This is a genomic window from Enterobacter sp. V89_11 (genome assembly GCF_029967775.1).
GTDB lineage: Bacteria > Pseudomonadota > Gammaproteobacteria > Enterobacterales > Enterobacteriaceae > Enterobacter > Enterobacter ludwigii.
In genome coordinates this window covers 64,446-80,848 of record NZ_JASCAN010000013.1, presented here as the reverse complement: position 1 = coordinate 80,848, position 16,403 = coordinate 64,446, and the positions used below count along the sequence as shown (strand labels likewise).

14 protein-coding genes are annotated in these 16,403 nt (G+C 54.4%); 8 read left to right on the top strand and 6 right to left on the bottom strand.

The features are described 5' to 3' along the window. The first annotated feature begins 40 nt into the window (after window positions 1-40). Both yhdP and tldD read left to right on the top strand, forming a co-directional pair. Complete coding sequence (gene yhdP / locus QLG09_RS11825) at window positions 41-3,841, top strand: AsmA2 domain-containing protein YhdP (RefSeq protein ID WP_126487994.1); 3,801 nt, start codon at window positions 41-43, stop codon at window positions 3,839-3,841. A gap of 84 nt (window positions 3,842-3,925) precedes the next feature. Then, window positions 3,926-5,371 (top strand): metalloprotease TldD, encoded by a 1,446-nt coding sequence (tldD, locus tag QLG09_RS11820; protein WP_079231635.1) that lies wholly within the window; start codon window positions 3,926-3,928, stop codon window positions 5,369-5,371. Between the two features lie 51 nt (window positions 5,372-5,422). Here the strand turns inward: tldD and QLG09_RS11815 are convergent, their stop codons facing one another. Further along, the gene (locus QLG09_RS11815) at window positions 5,423-6,037 is read right to left on the bottom strand and encodes a YagU family protein (protein WP_020883508.1); all 615 of its coding nucleotides are present in this window, start codon (window positions 6,035-6,037) and stop codon (window positions 5,423-5,425) included. A 218-nt stretch (window positions 6,038-6,255) separates the two neighbouring features. Continuing rightward, complete coding sequence (aaeR, locus tag QLG09_RS11810) at window positions 6,256-7,182, bottom strand: HTH-type transcriptional activator AaeR (RefSeq protein ID WP_014171854.1); 927 nt, start codon at window positions 7,180-7,182, stop codon at window positions 6,256-6,258. A gap of 179 nt (window positions 7,183-7,361) precedes the next feature. Here aaeR and aaeX point away from each other — a divergent pair, with 179 nt between their 5' ends. The 5 genes from aaeX (at window position 7,362) to QLG09_RS11785 (ending at window position 12,340) form a co-directional block, all read left to right on the top strand. Then, window positions 7,362-7,565, top strand: coding sequence for a p-hydroxybenzoic acid efflux pump operon protein AaeX (gene aaeX / locus QLG09_RS11805; protein WP_003860416.1), 204 nt, complete (start codon window positions 7,362-7,364; stop codon window positions 7,563-7,565). Window positions 7,566-7,572: 7 nt separating this feature from the next. After that, window positions 7,573-8,505, top strand: a complete 933-nt coding sequence (gene aaeA, locus QLG09_RS11800) for a p-hydroxybenzoic acid efflux pump subunit AaeA (RefSeq protein ID WP_059305675.1) — start codon at window positions 7,573-7,575, stop codon at window positions 8,503-8,505. 5 nt (window positions 8,506-8,510) lie between these two features. Then, window positions 8,511-10,478, top strand: a complete 1,968-nt coding sequence (gene aaeB / locus QLG09_RS11795) for a p-hydroxybenzoic acid efflux pump subunit AaeB (RefSeq protein ID WP_014171852.1) — start codon at window positions 8,511-8,513, stop codon at window positions 10,476-10,478. 89 nt (window positions 10,479-10,567) lie between these two features. Next, a complete protein-coding gene (locus QLG09_RS11790) occupies window positions 10,568-12,022 on the top strand; it encodes an NAD-dependent succinate-semialdehyde dehydrogenase (protein WP_282488916.1) in 1,455 nt (484 codons plus the stop codon). Between the two features lie 45 nt (window positions 12,023-12,067). Next, entirely contained in the window at window positions 12,068-12,340 is a 273-nt protein-coding gene (locus tag QLG09_RS11785; RefSeq protein WP_014171850.1) for a barstar family protein, read from the top strand. A gap of 67 nt (window positions 12,341-12,407) precedes the next feature. Here QLG09_RS11785 and yhcN (QLG09_RS11780) read toward each other — a convergent pair whose 3' ends face one another. The 3 genes from yhcN (QLG09_RS11780) to argR form a co-directional block, all read right to left on the bottom strand. Further along, window positions 12,408-12,674, bottom strand: a complete 267-nt coding sequence (gene yhcN, locus QLG09_RS11780) for a peroxide/acid stress response protein YhcN (RefSeq protein ID WP_014171849.1) — start codon at window positions 12,672-12,674, stop codon at window positions 12,408-12,410. A gap of 110 nt (window positions 12,675-12,784) precedes the next feature. Next, window positions 12,785-13,048, bottom strand: coding sequence for a peroxide/acid stress response protein YhcN (gene yhcN, locus QLG09_RS11775; protein ID WP_014171848.1), 264 nt, complete (start codon window positions 13,046-13,048; stop codon window positions 12,785-12,787). A 377-nt stretch (window positions 13,049-13,425) separates the two neighbouring features. Continuing rightward, a complete protein-coding gene (gene argR / locus QLG09_RS11770) occupies window positions 13,426-13,896 on the bottom strand; it encodes a transcriptional regulator ArgR (protein ID WP_014171847.1) in 471 nt (156 codons plus the stop codon). A gap of 397 nt (window positions 13,897-14,293) precedes the next feature. On the opposite strand from argR, the gene mdh reads away from it, so the two are divergent. Beyond that, window positions 14,294-15,232, top strand: a complete 939-nt coding sequence (gene mdh / locus QLG09_RS11765) for a malate dehydrogenase (RefSeq protein WP_014171846.1) — start codon at window positions 14,294-14,296, stop codon at window positions 15,230-15,232. 83 nt (window positions 15,233-15,315) lie between these two features. Here the strand turns inward: mdh and degS are convergent, their stop codons facing one another. Beyond that, complete coding sequence (gene degS, locus QLG09_RS11760) at window positions 15,316-16,383, bottom strand: outer membrane-stress sensor serine endopeptidase DegS (protein ID WP_025202907.1); 1,068 nt, start codon at window positions 16,381-16,383, stop codon at window positions 15,316-15,318. Window positions 16,384-16,403: the final 20 nt, after the last annotated feature.

Genomic DNA, 16,403 nt, shown 5'->3' with positions numbered 1-16,403 from the left:
CGCGGTACGCCGCGTGACCAAAGCTGACAAGGAGAGATGAGTGAGGCGATTGCCGGGGATTTTATTGCTTACAGGGGCAACGCTGGTCGTGATTGTCGCGTTGCTCGTGAGCGGGCTGCGCCTCGTTTTACCACATCTGGACAGCTGGCGTCCGCAGCTGCTGGCAAAAATCGAATCCACCACCGGTGTCCCGGTGGACGTGAGCCAGATAAGCGCCAGCTGGCAGAATTTTGGTCCGACGCTTGATGTCCGGGATATCAATGCCAGCCTGAAAGATGGCGGCTATCTGAAAATCAAACGCGTCACCCTGGCGCTGGATGTCTGGCAAAGCCTGCTCCATTTTCGCTGGCAGTTCCGCGATCTCACCTTTTATCAGCTTCAGTTTCTGACCAATACCCCGCTGTCCGGCGGCGATAGCAATCAGAGCCTTGAAACCAACCGCTTCAGCGATCTCTTCCTGCGTCAGTTCGATCATTTCGATCTGCGCGACAGCGAAGTGAGCTTTATTACCCTCTCCGGGCAGCGCGCTGAACTGGCGATCCCACAGCTGACCTGGCTTAACGGCAAAGAACGCCATCGGGCGGAAGGACAGGTGAATCTCTCCAGCCTGAACGGCCAGCACGGCGTGATGCAGGTTCGTATGGATCTGCGCGACGACGACGGTTTGTTAAATAACGGCAAGGTATGGCTGCAGGCCGACGACGTGGATGTTAAGCCGTGGCTCGGCGACTGGTTACAGCAAAATATGCAGCTGGAAACCGCCCGTTTTAGCCTTGAAGGCTGGATGACCCTGACGAAAGGGGTATTTGCCAGCGGTGATATCTGGCTTAAGCAGGGGGGCGCAAGCTGGAAGGGCGAAAAACAGCAGCATCAACTTTCTGTCGATAACCTCACCGCGCACGTGACGAAAGAGAAAGAGGGCTGGCAGTTTGCCATTCCGGACACACGCATCACCATGGATAACAAACCCTGGCCGCGCGGTGCTCTGACGCTGGCCTGGATGCCGGAGCAGGATGTCGGTGGGGCGACCAGCAAACGCAGTGACGAGCTGCGTATTCGCGCCAGCAACCTTGATCTGGCCGCAATAGAAGGTCTGCGCTCGATGGCCGCCAAGCTCTCTCCGGACCTGGGGGAGATCTGGCTGGCAACGCAGCCAAGCGGAAAGATAGATTCACTGGCGCTGGATATCCCGCTTCAGGCTACGGAAAAGACCCGTTTTCAGGCCGCATGGAAAGGTCTGGCCTGGAAGCAGTGGAAGATGTTACCGGGGGCGGAAAACTTCAGCGGTAAGCTGGAAGGGAGCGTTGAGAACGGCAGGTTAACGGTCGATATGCATGACGCCAGAATGCCTTACGAAACGGTCTTCCGTGCGCCGCTGGAAATTGAACAAGGCAATGCGGTGCTCAACTGGCTGCGTAACGATAAAGGCTTCCAGCTGGATGGGCGCCATATCGATGTGAAAGCCAAAGCGGTGCATGCGCGTGGCGATTTCCGCTATCTGCAGCCTGAAGGTGAAGAGCCGTGGCTGGGTATTCTGGCCGGGATCAGCACTAACGACGGTTCTCAGGCCTGGCGCTACTTCCCCGAGAACCTGATGGGCAAAGCGCTGGTGGACTATCTGAGCGGCGCGATCCAGGGCGGTCAGGCGGATAATGCCACCCTGGTCTATGGCGGTAATCCGCATCTTTTCCCGTACAAGCACAATGAAGGTCAATTCCAGGTGCTGGTGCCGCTGCACAACGCCACCTTTGCCTTCCAGCCGGGCTGGCCTGCGCTGAAAAATCTCGACATTGAACTTAATTTTATCAATGACGGATTATGGATGAAGGCAGACAATGTGGCGCTGGGCGGCGTAACGGCCAGTAACCTGACGGCAAACATTCCGGATTACTCAAAAGAGAAGCTTTTGATCGATGCCGACATTAACGGCCCCGGGAAAGCGGTCGGCCCCTATTTTGAAGACACGCCGCTGAAAGAGTCACTGGCAGCCACCCTTCAGCAGCTGCAGCTGGATGGCGATGTGAGTGCTCGCTTACATCTTGATATCCCGCTCGACGGTGAAATGACCACCGCCAAAGGCGATGTCCGTCTCAATAACAACAGCCTGTATATTAAGCCGCTTGAAAGCACCCTGAAGAACCTCAGCGGGCAGTTTAGCTTTGAGAACGGTAACCTGAAGAGCGAGCCGCTCAAGGCCAGCTGGTTTAATCAGCCTGTGAATATTGATTTCTCGACCACCGAGGGCGAGAAAGCTTATCAGGTAGCCGTCAACCTGGACGGCAACTGGCAGCCATCGCGCATGGATGTTCTGCCAAAGCCGATTGAGGAGTCCGTTAACGGTGCAGTCTCCTGGAATGGCAAGGTGGCAATTGAACTGCCTTATCACGCCGGTGCGCGCTATAAAGTTGATATCACCGGCGATCTGAAAAACATTCAGAGCCAGTTGCCTGCACCGCTGGATAAATCGTCCGGTCAACCGCTGCCAATAAAGGTTAACGTCGATGGCAATCTTAACAGCTTCGCGCTGACCGGCAGTGCGGGTGAGAAAAACCATTTCAACAGCCGCTGGCTGCTTAACCGTAAGCTCACGCTCGACAGAGCCATCTGGACGACGGACAGCCGTACCACGCCGCCGCTGCCCGATCACACCGGCATTGAGCTTAATCTGCCGCCAATGGACGGGGCCGAGTGGCTGGCCCTGTTCCAGAAGGGCGTGGGCCAAAACGTTGATGAGGCTGCCCAGTTCCCGCAGAGCATTACTGTTCGTACGCCGTCGCTGATGCTGGGTGGACAGCAGTGGAATAACCTGAGCATTGTTTCACAGCCGACGGCGAACGGGTCAAAAGTCGAAGCCCAGGGCCGCGAGATCAATGGCACGCTGACCATGCGCGACAACGCGCCGTGGCAGGCGGCGATTCGCTATCTCTACTACAACCCGGCCACCGCGAGCGGAAAAGATCATCCGTCAAATACGGCGCCGTTGAATAACCCAACCCGTATCGACTTCAGCGGCTGGCCCGATCTCCAGCTACGCTGTGCTGAGTGCTGGCTTTGGGGTCAAAAGTATGGCCGTATTGACGGCGATTTCGCCATTAAGGGGAATACGCTGAGCCTTTCGGGCGGACTTATCGACACCGGCTTTGGCCGTCTGAGGGCCGCCGGGGAGTGGGTTAATAACCCGGGCGAGCAGCGAACCTCTTTGAAGGGCGACATCAAGGGCAATAAACTGGATTCCGTGGCTAACTTCTTTGGCATCAGCACGCCGCTGCGGGGGTCATCATTTGACGTGAATTACGATCTCCACTGGCGTGCGGCACCGTGGACGCCGGATGAAGCCTCGCTGAACGGCATTCTGAAAACCCGCTTTGGCAAGGGTGAGATTGCCGATGTGAGTACCGGGCATGCGGGCCAGATACTGCGTCTGTTGAGCTTTGATGCCCTGCTGCGTAAGCTGCGTTTCGACTTTAGCGATACCTTCAGCGAAGGTTTCTATTACGACTCCATCCGCAGTACGGCATGGATCAAAGACGGGGTGCTGCATACCGACGATACGCTGGTGGACGGCCTGGAAGCGGATATTGCGATGAAAGGCTCGGTCAACCTCGTGCGCCGCGAACTGGATATGGAAGCGGTGGTGGCACCTGAAATTTCTGCCACCGTCGGCGTCGCGGCGGCTTTTGTGGTGAACCCGATTGTCGGTGCGGCGGTGTTTGCCGCCAGTAAAGTGCTGGGGCCGCTGTGGAGCAAAGTCTCTATTCTGCGCTATCGCATCACCGGGCCGGTGGATAAACCGCAGATTAATGAAGTGCTGCGCCAGCCGCGCAAAGATGCGCAGCAATGATTTGACGTGGGCAGGTAATTGCCTCACTCTCAATAAATACGATTTATATACCGCCACGGGCGGCAACGAACGAGTAGCAATACGATGAGTCTGAACCTGGTAAGTGAACATTTGCTCGCAGCGAACGGCCTGAGCCATCAGGACCTGTTCTCCATTCTTGGTCAACTGACCGAACGCCGTCTCGACTACGGCGATCTCTATTTCCAGTCGAGCTATCACGAATCCTGGGTTTTAGAAGACAGCATCATTAAAGATGGCTCTTATAACATTGACCAGGGTGTCGGTGTACGTGCCGTCAGCGGCGAGAAAACCGGTTTTGCTTATGCCGACCAGATTAGCCTGGCCGCACTGGAGCAGAGCGCGCTGGCCGCGCGGACTATCGTGCGCGAAACCGGTGACGGTCGCGTGAAGACGCTGGGTGAAGTGCAGCACTCTGCGCTCTATACCAGTATCGATCCCCTGCAGAGCATGAGCCGTGAAGAGAAACTGGATATCCTGCGCCGCGTGGATAAAGTCGCACGCGCTGCGGATAAACGCGTGCAGGAAGTCTCTGCCAGCCTGAGCGGTGTCTATGAACTGATCCTGGTCGCGGCGACAGACGGCACGCTGGCAGCGGATGTGCGTCCGCTGGTACGTCTTTCTGTCAGCGTGCAGGTTGAAGACGACGGTAAGCGTGAGCGCGGTTCAAGCGGTGGCGGCGGTCGTTTTGGTTATGACTGGTTCCTGGGCGATGTTGACGGTGACGCACGCGCTGACGCGTGGGCAAAAGAAGCCGTGCGCATGGCGCTTGTGAACCTGTCTGCCGTGGCGGCACCCGCCGGTACATTGCCGGTGGTACTCGGCGCAGGCTGGCCTGGCGTGCTGCTGCACGAAGCGGTGGGCCACGGCCTGGAAGGCGATTTTAACCGTCGCGGCACCTCCGTATTCAGCGGCCAGATGGGACAACGCGTCTCTTCTGAACTCTGTACCGTGGTTGATGACGGCACGATGCAGGATCGCCGTGGCTCGATTTCAATCGACGATGAAGGTACGCCCGGGCAGTACAACGTGCTGATCGAAAATGGCGTACTGAAAGGCTACATGCAGGACAAACTCAACGCGCGTCTGATGGGCGTTGCGCCAACGGGCAACGGCCGTCGTGAATCCTACGCGCATCTGCCGATGCCGCGTATGACGAACACCTACATGTTGCCGGGTAAATCCACACCGCAGGAGATCATCGAGTCCGTTGATTACGGCATCTTCGCGCCAAACTTTGGTGGCGGTCAGGTAGATATCACCTCCGGTAAGTTCGTCTTCTCCACTTCAGAAGCGTATCTGATTGAGAAAGGCAAAGTGACCAAAGCGGTGAAGGGGGCGACCCTGATTGGCTCCGGTATTGAAGCCATGCAGCAGATCTCCATGGTCGGTAACGATCTGAAACTGGATAACGGCGTTGGTGTCTGCGGTAAAGAGGGCCAGAGCCTGCCGGTTGGCGTCGGTCAGCCAACGCTGAAAGTGGATAACCTGACGGTGGGCGGCACCGCCTGACCTGAACCAATCTGAAAAAATGGCGCGACTGTAAAAGTCGCGCCATTTTTTTTAACGTGCGTTACCCAGCGGGATCTCCGGGTCGGGCTCGTGCGTGATGCGGTTGCGAAGGTCACGACGAATGATTTCAATCGACCAGAACCAGATCAAATGCCCCACGATCTCTGAGACGTGTTCGTACCAGGGCAGTTCGAACAGCGGGGGTGTCAGCCCCATCAGCGGGAAGGAGATCATGTGAACAAAAAGCTGCGCTAACGCACCCGCCAGTAAACCTTGCCAGAGTTTAATTTTCGGGAAGACTTCAGCAACTACACAATACCCTACAGCAAAGACGATAGAGAAAATAATATGTGTTACGCCGACCGCGTTAAATATATGGCCGGCAAAGGTATAAACCGCGGCGTTAGGGTCAGCAATGCCCAGCCAGTCGCGTAAAAATACATAAGGAGGATTTAAAAAATTGCGGGAACAATCAATCTGACCTGCGGCTCTTATTAATTGCTCCGGTCCGCATGCGCTGGTGAATAAATCGGTAGGGCTTCGTGGCGGAAGCGGCACCTCTGCTCCCCATTTTACGAAGGCGGAGACAATCCCTGCAATCAAACCAATGAACGCGGCGAGTCCATAGCGCCTGCGTGAAGGCGGTGTTTGTTCAAATATATTCATTTCTTTTCCTTGTTTAAGGTCATCCTGAGAAATACATTTTATTATTCATATCAGTAACAAATTAATAACAGCCTGACTGTCAGACTGTTTATAAGGTAAGGCGCAGATGGCGGCAGTGTCAATTCGCTATTCCTGACAGGGGTGAAGGAATATTCCTGAATGACGGTCTGTATCATCCTGGAATATTCATTGCAAATATACTTTTGGGAAATTAAAGGTTATTCCTTTCGTCTTTCGCGCATTCCCTGAAACAGCTCCGCCACGTCCACAAAATACTCGGTCAGATAGTTTATGCACACCTGAACCTTGAGCGGCAGTTTGTCTTTCTCGGTGTACAACGCGTACACCGGACGCGGATCGGACTGATAGCGCGGGAAGAGGATCTCCAGTACACCGCTGTTGATCTCGTTGATTACCCACATTAACGGCACATACGCGATCCCGGCGCCGGCCACCAGCCAGCGCGAGATGGTCATCGGATCGTTGGTGACGAACCGTCCTTCCGGCAGCAGTCTGGTGGAAATCCCTTCCGGGGCAATCAGCTCAAATTCATTGTCGGGGCGAACGCTGTACTCCAGCCAGGAGTGGTTGGTGAGATCAGCGGGTTTCTCCGGTACCCCGTACTGAGCCAGATAGCTTTTCGAGGCGCAGACCACCATTGGCATACTGCCCAGCCGCCGGGAGAAGAGGCTGGAGTCCTGCAATGCCCCCACGCGGATCACCACGTCCAGCCCGTCGGCAATCAGGTCCGGGGCGGGAATGCCCGTGACCAGATTGACGGTTAATCCCGGGTACTCTTTCAGCATGTCAGCGGTCATGGCGGCGAGAACATTTTGTGCCATAGTTGAAGAACAACCGATGCGCAGCGTACCGATAGGCGTGTTGTTGAAGGCGTAAAGTTGTTCGTGCACATCCTGCACTTCGAGCAGCATGCGGCGACAACCCTGATAGTAAATCTTACCCGCTTCCGTCAGCCCAATGCTGCGGGTGCTGCGGTTGAGTAGCTTGACCTGCAGCTCATCTTCCAGTTTGGACACAGTCTGGCTGATGGAAGAGACGCTCATCTGAAGCTGACGTGCAGCGGCGGTAAAAGAGCCAAGTTCAACCACTTTGGCAAAGACCGACATCCGTTTTAGACGTTCCATTGTTAACTCTGACTTAAAAGTGATTTAGATCACATATTATAGATAACAGCATAACAGTTACGTTAATATATTATTAATTACATAACGGCTGCGCCATTCTCGCCCGGCGTTTCTTGCTCTCCTGCGGTGGCGTGCGCTAAAAAAGTCTGAAGCCTGCACTCTCTCTAATCAAGGTCAACATGAGTCTGTTTCCCGTTATCGTGGTGTTCGGTTTGTCGTTCCCACCGATATTTTTCGAGCTTCTTTTATCACTGGCGATTTTCTGGCTGGTGCGCAAGGTGCTGGTCCCCACCGGGATCTACGATTTTGTCTGGCATCCTGCATTGTTCAATACCGCGCTGTATTGCTGCCTGTTTTACCTGATATCGCGCATGTTTGTCTGAGGTTGATGTGAAAACGCTAACAAGAAAAATCTCCCGCACTGCCATCACCATGGCGCTCGTTATCCTCGCGTTCATCGCTATTTTCCGCGCCTGGGTCTATTACACTGAATCACCGTGGACGCGAGATGCGCGCTTTAGCGCCGATGTCGTGGCAATCGCCCCCGACGTGGCGGGTCTCATCACTGCGGTCAATGTCCACGATAACCAGCTGGTGAAAAAAGATCAGGTACTCTTCACCATCGACCAGCCGCGTTATCAGAAAGCGTTAGAAGAAGCTGAAGCGGATGTGGCCTATTATCAGGCGCTGGCTTCCGAGAAACGCCGTGAGGCAGGTCGCCGTAACCAACTGGGTGTTCAGGCGATGTCCCGCGAAGAGATTGACCAGTCCAATAACGTCCTGCAAACCGTGCTGCATCAGCTGGCCAAAGCGCAAGCGACGCGCGATCTTGCCCGGCTCGATCTTGAGCGCACCGTGATCCGCGCACCTGCCGATGGCTGGATCACCAACCTGAATGTTTATACCGGGGAGTTTATCACCCGCGGCTCAACCGCCGTGGCGCTGGTTAAACAGAACTCCTTCTACGTGCTCGCCTATATGGAAGAGACCAAACTGGAAGGCGTGCGTCCGGGGTTCCGGGCTGAAATTACGCCGCTTGGCAGCAACCGAGTGCTTAAAGGCACCGTCGACAGCGTAGCCGCGGGGGTCACTAACTCCAGCAGCTCTAACGATACTAAAGGGATGGCGACGGTGGATTCCAACCTGGAATGGGTACGTCTGGCCCAGCGTGTGCCGGTGCGTATCCATCTGGATGAACAGCAGGGCAATCTGTGGCCTGCCGGGACCACGGCGACGGTGGTGATCACCGGTGAAAAAGACCGTGACGCCAGCCAGGACTCCATCTTCCGTAAAATTGCCCATCGCCTGCGCGAGTTTGGTTAATCGTTATGGGTATCTTTTCCATCGCCAGCCAGCACATTCGCTTCGCCGTTAAGCTGGCGTGTGCCATTGTGCTGGCGCTGTTTGTCGGCTTCCACTTTCAGCTGGAAACCCCCCGCTGGGCCGTACTGACGGCGGCGATTGTCGCGGCAGGGCCTGCCTTTGCTGCGGGCGGGGAACCTTACTCCGGGGCGATCCGCTACCGTGGGATGCTGCGCATCATCGGGACATTTATTGGCTGTTTCGCCGCACTGACCATCATCATATTGATGATCCGCACGCCGTTGCTGATGCTGATGGTGTGCTGTATCTGGGCGGGCTTCTGCACCTGGCTCTCGTCACTGGTGAAGGTGGAGAACTCCTACGCCTGGGGACTGGCCGGCTATACCGCGCTGATTATTATCATCACCATTCAAAGCGAACCGCTGCTTGCCCCACAGTTTGCCGTAGAGCGCTGCAGTGAGATTGTCATCGGTATTGTCAGTGCCATTGTCGCTGACCTGCTTTTCTCTCCTCGCTCCATTAAGCAGGAAGTGGATCGTGAACTGGATGCGCTGATTGTTGCCCAGTATCAGTTGATGCAGCTCTGTATTAAGCATGGTGACAGCGAAGAGGTGGATAAAGCCTGGAGCGCTCTGGTGCGCCGCACCACGGCGCTGGAAGGGATGCGCAGCAATCTGAACATGGAGTCTTCGCGCTGGGCCCGTGCCAACCGCCGCCTTAAAGCCATCAACACCGTCTCCTTAACGCTGATTACCCAGGCGTGTGAAACCTATCTGATCCAAAACACCCGCCCGGACGCGGTAACCGATACCTTCCGCGAGCTGTTTGCGGAGCCGGTGGAAACCGTGCAGGACGTACACAAACAGCTTAAACGCATGCGCCGGGTCATTGCCTGGACCGGGGATCGTGATACGCCAGTGACGATCTATACCTGGGTCGGGGCCGCGACGCGCTACCTGTTGCTGAAACGCGGTGTGATCAGTAACACCAAAATCAGCGCGGTAGAAGAAGAGGTGCTGCAGGGTGAAGTGGTGATCAAGGCAGAATCCGCCGAACGCCATCACGCAATGGTTAACTTCTGGCGTACAACGCTTGCCTGTATGCTCGGCACGCTGTTCTGGCTGTGGACCGGCTGGACCTCCGGCAGCGGCGCGATGGTGATGATCGCCGTCGTTACCGCGTTGGCGATGCGTCTTCCGAATCCTCGCATGGTGGCCATTGATTTCCTGTTCGGCACAATTGCTGCACTGCCGATTGGCGCGTTCTATTTTCTGGTGATCATTCCCTCGACCCAGCAGAGCATGTTACTGCTCTGTATTAGCCTCGCGGTGATGGCGTTCTTTATCGGAATCGAAGTGCAAAAACGTCGGCTGGGTTCATTGGGTGCCCTGGCCAGTACGATTAACATCATTGTGCTGGATAACCCGATGACCTTCCATTTCAGCCAGTTTTTAGACAGCGCCTTAGGTCAGCTGGTGGGTTGTTTCCTGGCGATGATGGTCATTCTGCTGGTGCGGGATAACTCTCAGGCACGGACGGGCCGCGTGCTGTTGAATCAGTTTGTCTCGGCTGCTGTGTCGTCCATGACCACCAATACCGCGCGTCGCAAAGAGAACCACCTGCCGGCGCTCTATCAGCAGCTGTTTTTACTGCTGAACAAGTTCCCGGGTGACATCGCCAAGTTCCGTCTGGCCTTGACCATGATTATCGCGCACCAGCGTTTACGTAATGCCCCCGTGCCCATCAATGACGATCTGTCGGCTTTCCACCGCCAGCTGCGTCGGACGGCCGATCACGTGCTTTCCGCCTCCAGCGATGACAAACGACGTCGTTACTTTAAGCAACTGCTTGAAGAGCTGGATATCTACCAGGAGAAGCTGAAAGTCTGGGAAGCACCGCCTCAGGTGACAGAGCCGGTAGGACGGCTGGTGTTTATGCTGCATCGCTATCAGAACGCCCTTACGGATAACTGACTGAAGTAAAAAAGCCGACGCCAAAAGCGTCGGTTTTTTTGTGGCTATACTTATTCCAGCATGCTCTTACATTCAGGAAGGGAGGACACATGACAACCCAGGCGCTTCAGGACAATCACCTTTTTCAGACCGGTTATCTGGTCAACGGCATATGGAAAATGCTGGATACGACGTTTGATGTGCTGAACCCGGCTACCGGTGAGGTCATCGCCAGAGTAGCCAAAGCCGGCAAAGCAGAAACCGAAGACGCCATTGCCGTGGCGGCCAAAGCCTTCCCGGCATGGCGCGCCAAAACCGCGAAAGCGCGTTCGGCAATTCTCTACCGCTGGTACGAACTGATCATTGAGAACAAAAGCTGGCTCGGGCGTTTAATGACCACCGAACAGGGCAAGCCCCTGAAAGAAGCGGAAGGCGAGGTGGAATACGCCGCGAGTTTTATCCAGTGGTTCGCCGAAGAGGCCAAGCGCGCGAACGGCGAAATTATTCCACCGATCAAACCGGGCTCCCGCATCCTGGCGACCCGCGAGCCCATCGGCGTGGTTGCGGCGATTACGCCGTGGAACTTCCCGATGGCCATGCTCACCCGTAAATTAGGTCCGGCGCTGGCGGCAGGGTGTACCGGGGTAATCAAACCGGCAAATAACACACCTCTCAGCGCCTTCGCGCTGCTTACGCTGGCAAAACAGGCCGGCGTACCGGATGGGGTACTCAACGCCGTAGCCGGGAATACGCATGAAATCAGTGACGCGATTATGGCGAGCCATGAGGTGCGGAAAATCTCCTTTACCGGCTCGACTTCCGTCGGCAAAACGCTGGTGCGTAACGCCGCAGAAACCATGAAGAAAGTGTCGATGGAGCTGGGAGGCAATGCGCCGTATATCGTCTTTGAAGATGCGGATATCGAGGCTGCCGTTAAAGGGGCTATCGCCAATAAATTCCGCAATGCCGGCCAGGTCTGCGTCAGCGTTAACCGTTTCTATATTCAGGAAACCGTCTACGACAAATTTGTGAATAAGCTTGCCGATGCGGTGAATGCCCTGAAGGTCGGGAATGGTCTCGAAGACGGCGTCATCGTGGGGCCGCTGATCGAATCCTCCGCCGTCGATAAGGTACGTGAACACGTTGAAGATGCCGTGGCCCGGGGTGCGACCGTTCTGGCGGGCGGTAAACCCCATTCGCTTGGCGGCAATTTCTGGATGCCAACTGTCCTGGGCGATTGCCATGAAGGCATGAAACTGGCTGAAGAAGAGACGTTTGGCCCGGTTGCGGCCTGCTTCCGTTTTACCTCGGAAGATGAAGTTATCCAGCGTGCCAACAACACGCCATATGGCCTGGCGGCTTACTTCTATACCCAAAATCTGGCACGTGTCTTCCGCGTGTCGCAGGCCATCGAAAGCGGGATGATAGGAATTAACGAATGTGCCGTCTCCACAGAGCTGGGGCCGTTTGGTGGGGTAAAAGAGTCTGGCCTTGGGCGTGAAGGGTCCGTGCTGGGACTGGAAGAGTATCTGGAAGTCAAAACCCTGCATATTGGGGGATTATAATAATCAGGGCGGCGCAGGCCGCTCGCCTGGACTGGGTGACTGGCAATGAAAACCTATACCTTTGATTTTGACGAGATCGACAGTCAGGATGACTTCTATCGTGAATTTATCCGGGTGTTTGATCTTGAACGGGAAAGTGTCACCAATCTGGACACGCTGTGGGACGTGGTGACCGGCAGCCTGCTGCCGTTACCGCTGGAAATTGAGTTTATCCATCTGCCTGAAAAGTTGCGCAGACGGTTTGGCGCACTCATTTTGCTGTTTGATGAAGCGGAAGAAGAGCTGGAAGGGCAGCTACGTTTCAACGCGCGCCATTGATCAAGCCATAAAAAAGCCCCTGACCAGAAGGCCAGGGGCAAGTCGTATGATGAGATACGACGAGGGTTTATTTATACAGTTGAGCCGTTGCATGCCAGTGGTCACCCTGGTTCAGCTCGGTGACGCGATAGCTGCTGGCGCCTGCTTTTTCAGCTTTAGCGGCCAGTGCCTGACGGATATCCATTGGAGAGCCGGTAACGGATGTTACAGACACACTCCCCATAGACTGCAGATTCTGCGCCTGGTCAGCGTTCACTTGCTGTACGGCGGCACTTGCGCCGAAAGAGAGAACGGATGCCAGACCGAGGGTTGCGATGATGAATTTGGTTTTCATAGTTTTTGCTCCTGAATAGGGTTTTTGCTCAGCGGCGAGAAGGGTTGAACTGCTATTTTTATGCCTGGTGCCGTTGAGTAGAGATTTTGGTCTTCAGTTATTACTAAAACTTATTTGTACAGCTCAGCGGTGGCGTGCCAGTGGTCACCTGAACGCGCTTCAATGATGCGATAAGATGACGCACCTTGTTCTTCCGCTTTTTTGTTCAGCATCTCATGCATGTCCATTGGAGACGTGCCGATTGCGCCGACGGAAACCGTACCGATTGCCTGGCGGGATTGTGCCTGCTCGGCATTGATAGCGTCAGCGGCGAAAGCACCGAATGACAGGACAGACAGGACGCTGAGCGCCGCTACAGTAGTTTTGATTTTCATGATTCTTTACCTCGTCGAATTTTTAGTGGGGTCTTTGTTTCGTGACCCTCATCACAAAATCAAGTATACACTAATAACGCTAAAAATTAATACCAGACTAATTGTTTCTGTTGTTATTACGTATTAACTAACCTGTTTTTTATAACCTAATGGCATAAAGTTGTGCGTTTATTGTTCAATGTGTGGCTGTATATCTAAGAAAATCATATGGATATCAGCTTTTGATTTTTTGTGCGATTTTTTGATTTATCATTCACCAAGTGAATGTTAATGGGCGGTAAAAAGCACTATTTGTTAAAGTAAAGGGCGGGATAAAACAGGGGGAAATGCGGCAGAAGCAGAATGATCCCCGTAGCAGGACGCCACGGGGAGGGTAATCAGAGTTCCTGCTCGAACAGATCCAGAATTGCTTCGTAGAGATCTTTCACTGAGAAGCCATTGGCGGGGGTAGTGAAGATGGTATCGTCACCCGCAATCGTCCCAAGGATGCCTTTAGGCTTACCCAGCGAGTCCAGCATACGTGCAATCAACTGTGCAGCACCCGGGCTGGTATGGATCACAACAACGGCATCGTTGTAATCGATATCGAGAACCAGATTCTTCAACGGGCTGGAGGTGGTTGGCACGCCAAGTTCTGCAGGCAGGCAGTAGACCATCTCCATTTTGGCGTTACGCGTACGTACCGCACCAAATTTGGTTAACATGCGGGAGACTTTCGACTGGTTGATGTTATCGAAGCCTTGTTCCTGTAAAGCCTGAACAATTTCTCCCTGAGAACTGAATATCTCTTCTTTGAGTAGCGCTTTAAACGCCTTCACTAAATCTTCTTGCTTAGACGAGCTTCGCATAAGTCACCCGGAATATGACGAAAGAAACAACATTATTATGCATGTGGATGAATTTTTATGCAAATTATCTGCCAGCGGTTAGGCTGAAATAATGTTATGAAAGGGAGTGATTTTATCAGATTTCGTTATCAGAAAACATGCCTGGGTCACGGCAAGCAAATAAGCTTAAAAGTAAATTAAATGTTATCAAAATGATGTTGTTTTGGTGGCGTGGCAGGGTGTATTGTAACCCCCTCTTAATTCGTTGTCGTCTGTCGTCAGATAGCCTTCTGGTGAGAGATAAAGTCGCGCGACCTCAAATTATTTAGTGATGAAAATTGTAATTAATTACCTGCTGAATTATGGTCGCCGCAACGGAGTTACAGATACTTAAGTTAACCATAATAAGGAGTTTAGGATGAAAGTCGCAGTCCTCGGCGCTGCTGGTGGTATCGGCCAGGCGCTTGCCCTACTACTGAAAACCCAACTGCCTTCAGGCTCAGAACTCTCCCTGTACGATATTGCTCCGGTAACCCCAGGTGTGGCGGTTGACCTGAGCCACATCCCGACAGCTGTGAAAATCAAAGGCTTCTCCGGTGAAGATGCTCGTCCTGCCCTGCAGGGCGCGGACGTGGTGCTGATCTCCGCTGGCGTGGCGCGTAAGCCAGGCATGGATCGTTCAGACCTGTTCAACGTCAACGCGGGTATTGTGAAAAACCTGGTGCAGCAGATTGCTGAAACCTGCCCGAAAGCGTGCATTGGTATCATCACCAACCCGGTGAACACCACGGTTGCTATCGCGGCAGAAGTGTTGAAAAAAGCCGGTGTTTACGACAAGAACAAACTGTTCGGCGTGACCACGCTGGACATCATCCGTTCCAACACCTTCGTGGCTGAACTGAAAGGTAAACAGCCTTCAGAAGTTGAAGTGCCGGTTATCGGCGGTCACTCTGGTGTCACTATTCTGCCTCTGCTGTCGCAGATCCCTGGTGTTAGCTTCACCGAGCAGGAAGTGGCTGACCTGACCAAACGCATCCAGAACGCGGGCACCGAAGTGGTGGAAGCGAAGGCGGGTGGCGGTTCTGCAACCCTGTCTATGGGCCAGGCGGCGGCACGTTTTGGTCTGTCACTGGTTCGTGCACTGCAGGGCGAGAAAGGCGTTGTTGAATGCGCGTATGTTGAAGGCGACGGCGAACACGCTCGTTTCTTCTCTCAGCCGCTGCTGCTGGGTAAAAACGGTATCGAAGAACATCAGCCGATTGGCAAGCTGAGCGCGTTTGAACAGAACGCGATGGAAGGCATGCTGGATACGCTGAAGAAAGATATCACTCTGGGCGAAGAGTTCGTTAACAAGTAAAACGGATGTCCCCACAGGCCGGGTAAGCCGTCATGCCGCCCGGCAAAAAAAACGGAGCAATGCGCTCCGTTTTTTTATGCCTGTCAGTTGGTGGCAGGGTATTCCTGAATCGTCACCTGCAGCGTCAGCTTCTTATCGTTACGCATGACTTCAACCGGGATGATAGAGCCAGGACGGATCTCCGCAACCTGATCCATGGTCTCCAGCGCCGATACCGCTGGTATGCCGTTGACCGACACGATGACATCATTAACCTGAATTCCCGCGTTAGCCGCCGGGCCGCCAGGCGACACTTCGTTGACCACGATGCCCTGAATCTGATCGATACCGCCGCCCTGCGAATGCATAGGCGCAATTTCACGACCGCCAATACCAATATAACCGCGGATCACACGGCCATCGCGGATCAGCTTATCCATGATCTTGGTCGCCAGCTGGAATGGAATGGCGAACCCAATCCCTTCCGGCGTCTCACCGTCATTGCTTTTATCGAACGAGAGGGTATTGATACCCATCAGTTCGCCCAGCGAGTTGACCAGCGCACCGCCGGAGTTACCGTGGTTGATGGACGCATCGGTTTGCAGGAAGTTCTGCCGTCCCGACGGGTTGAGGCCAATGCGACCGGTGGCGCTGATAATCCCCTGCGTGATCGTCTGACCCAGGTTATAAGGGTTACCAATAGCCAGCACGACGTCGCCAATATGAGGGGTTCGTTTACGGTTGATAGGAATAACCGGTAAACCGCCCGTGGCGTTGATCTTCAGCACGGCCAGGTCGGTCAGGCTATCCGAGCCCACCAGCAGGGCCTCAAACACGCGGCCATCCTGCAGGGCAACGATGATCTGGTCGGCATCGTTAATCACGTGTTTGTTGGTAATGATGTAGCCGCGCTCGTCCATAATTACCCCGGAGCCGAGAGTGCGGATCTCCAGCTGGTTATGGGCTGAGCTATTGAGGCCACGGTTATAAACGTTAACCACGGCAGGCGCGGCACGGCGAACGGCCTGGTTGTAGGTCGCAGGCGTTTCATCCGCACTGTCGAACTGAGGCACCGACAGCTTATTGAACTGGCGTAAAGACGGCATGACGACCAGCAGCAGGCCGGCAACAATCAAACCGATGACAATTGAACGAAAGAGCTTTAAAAGCATGATGCGCGTGTCGTTAATAA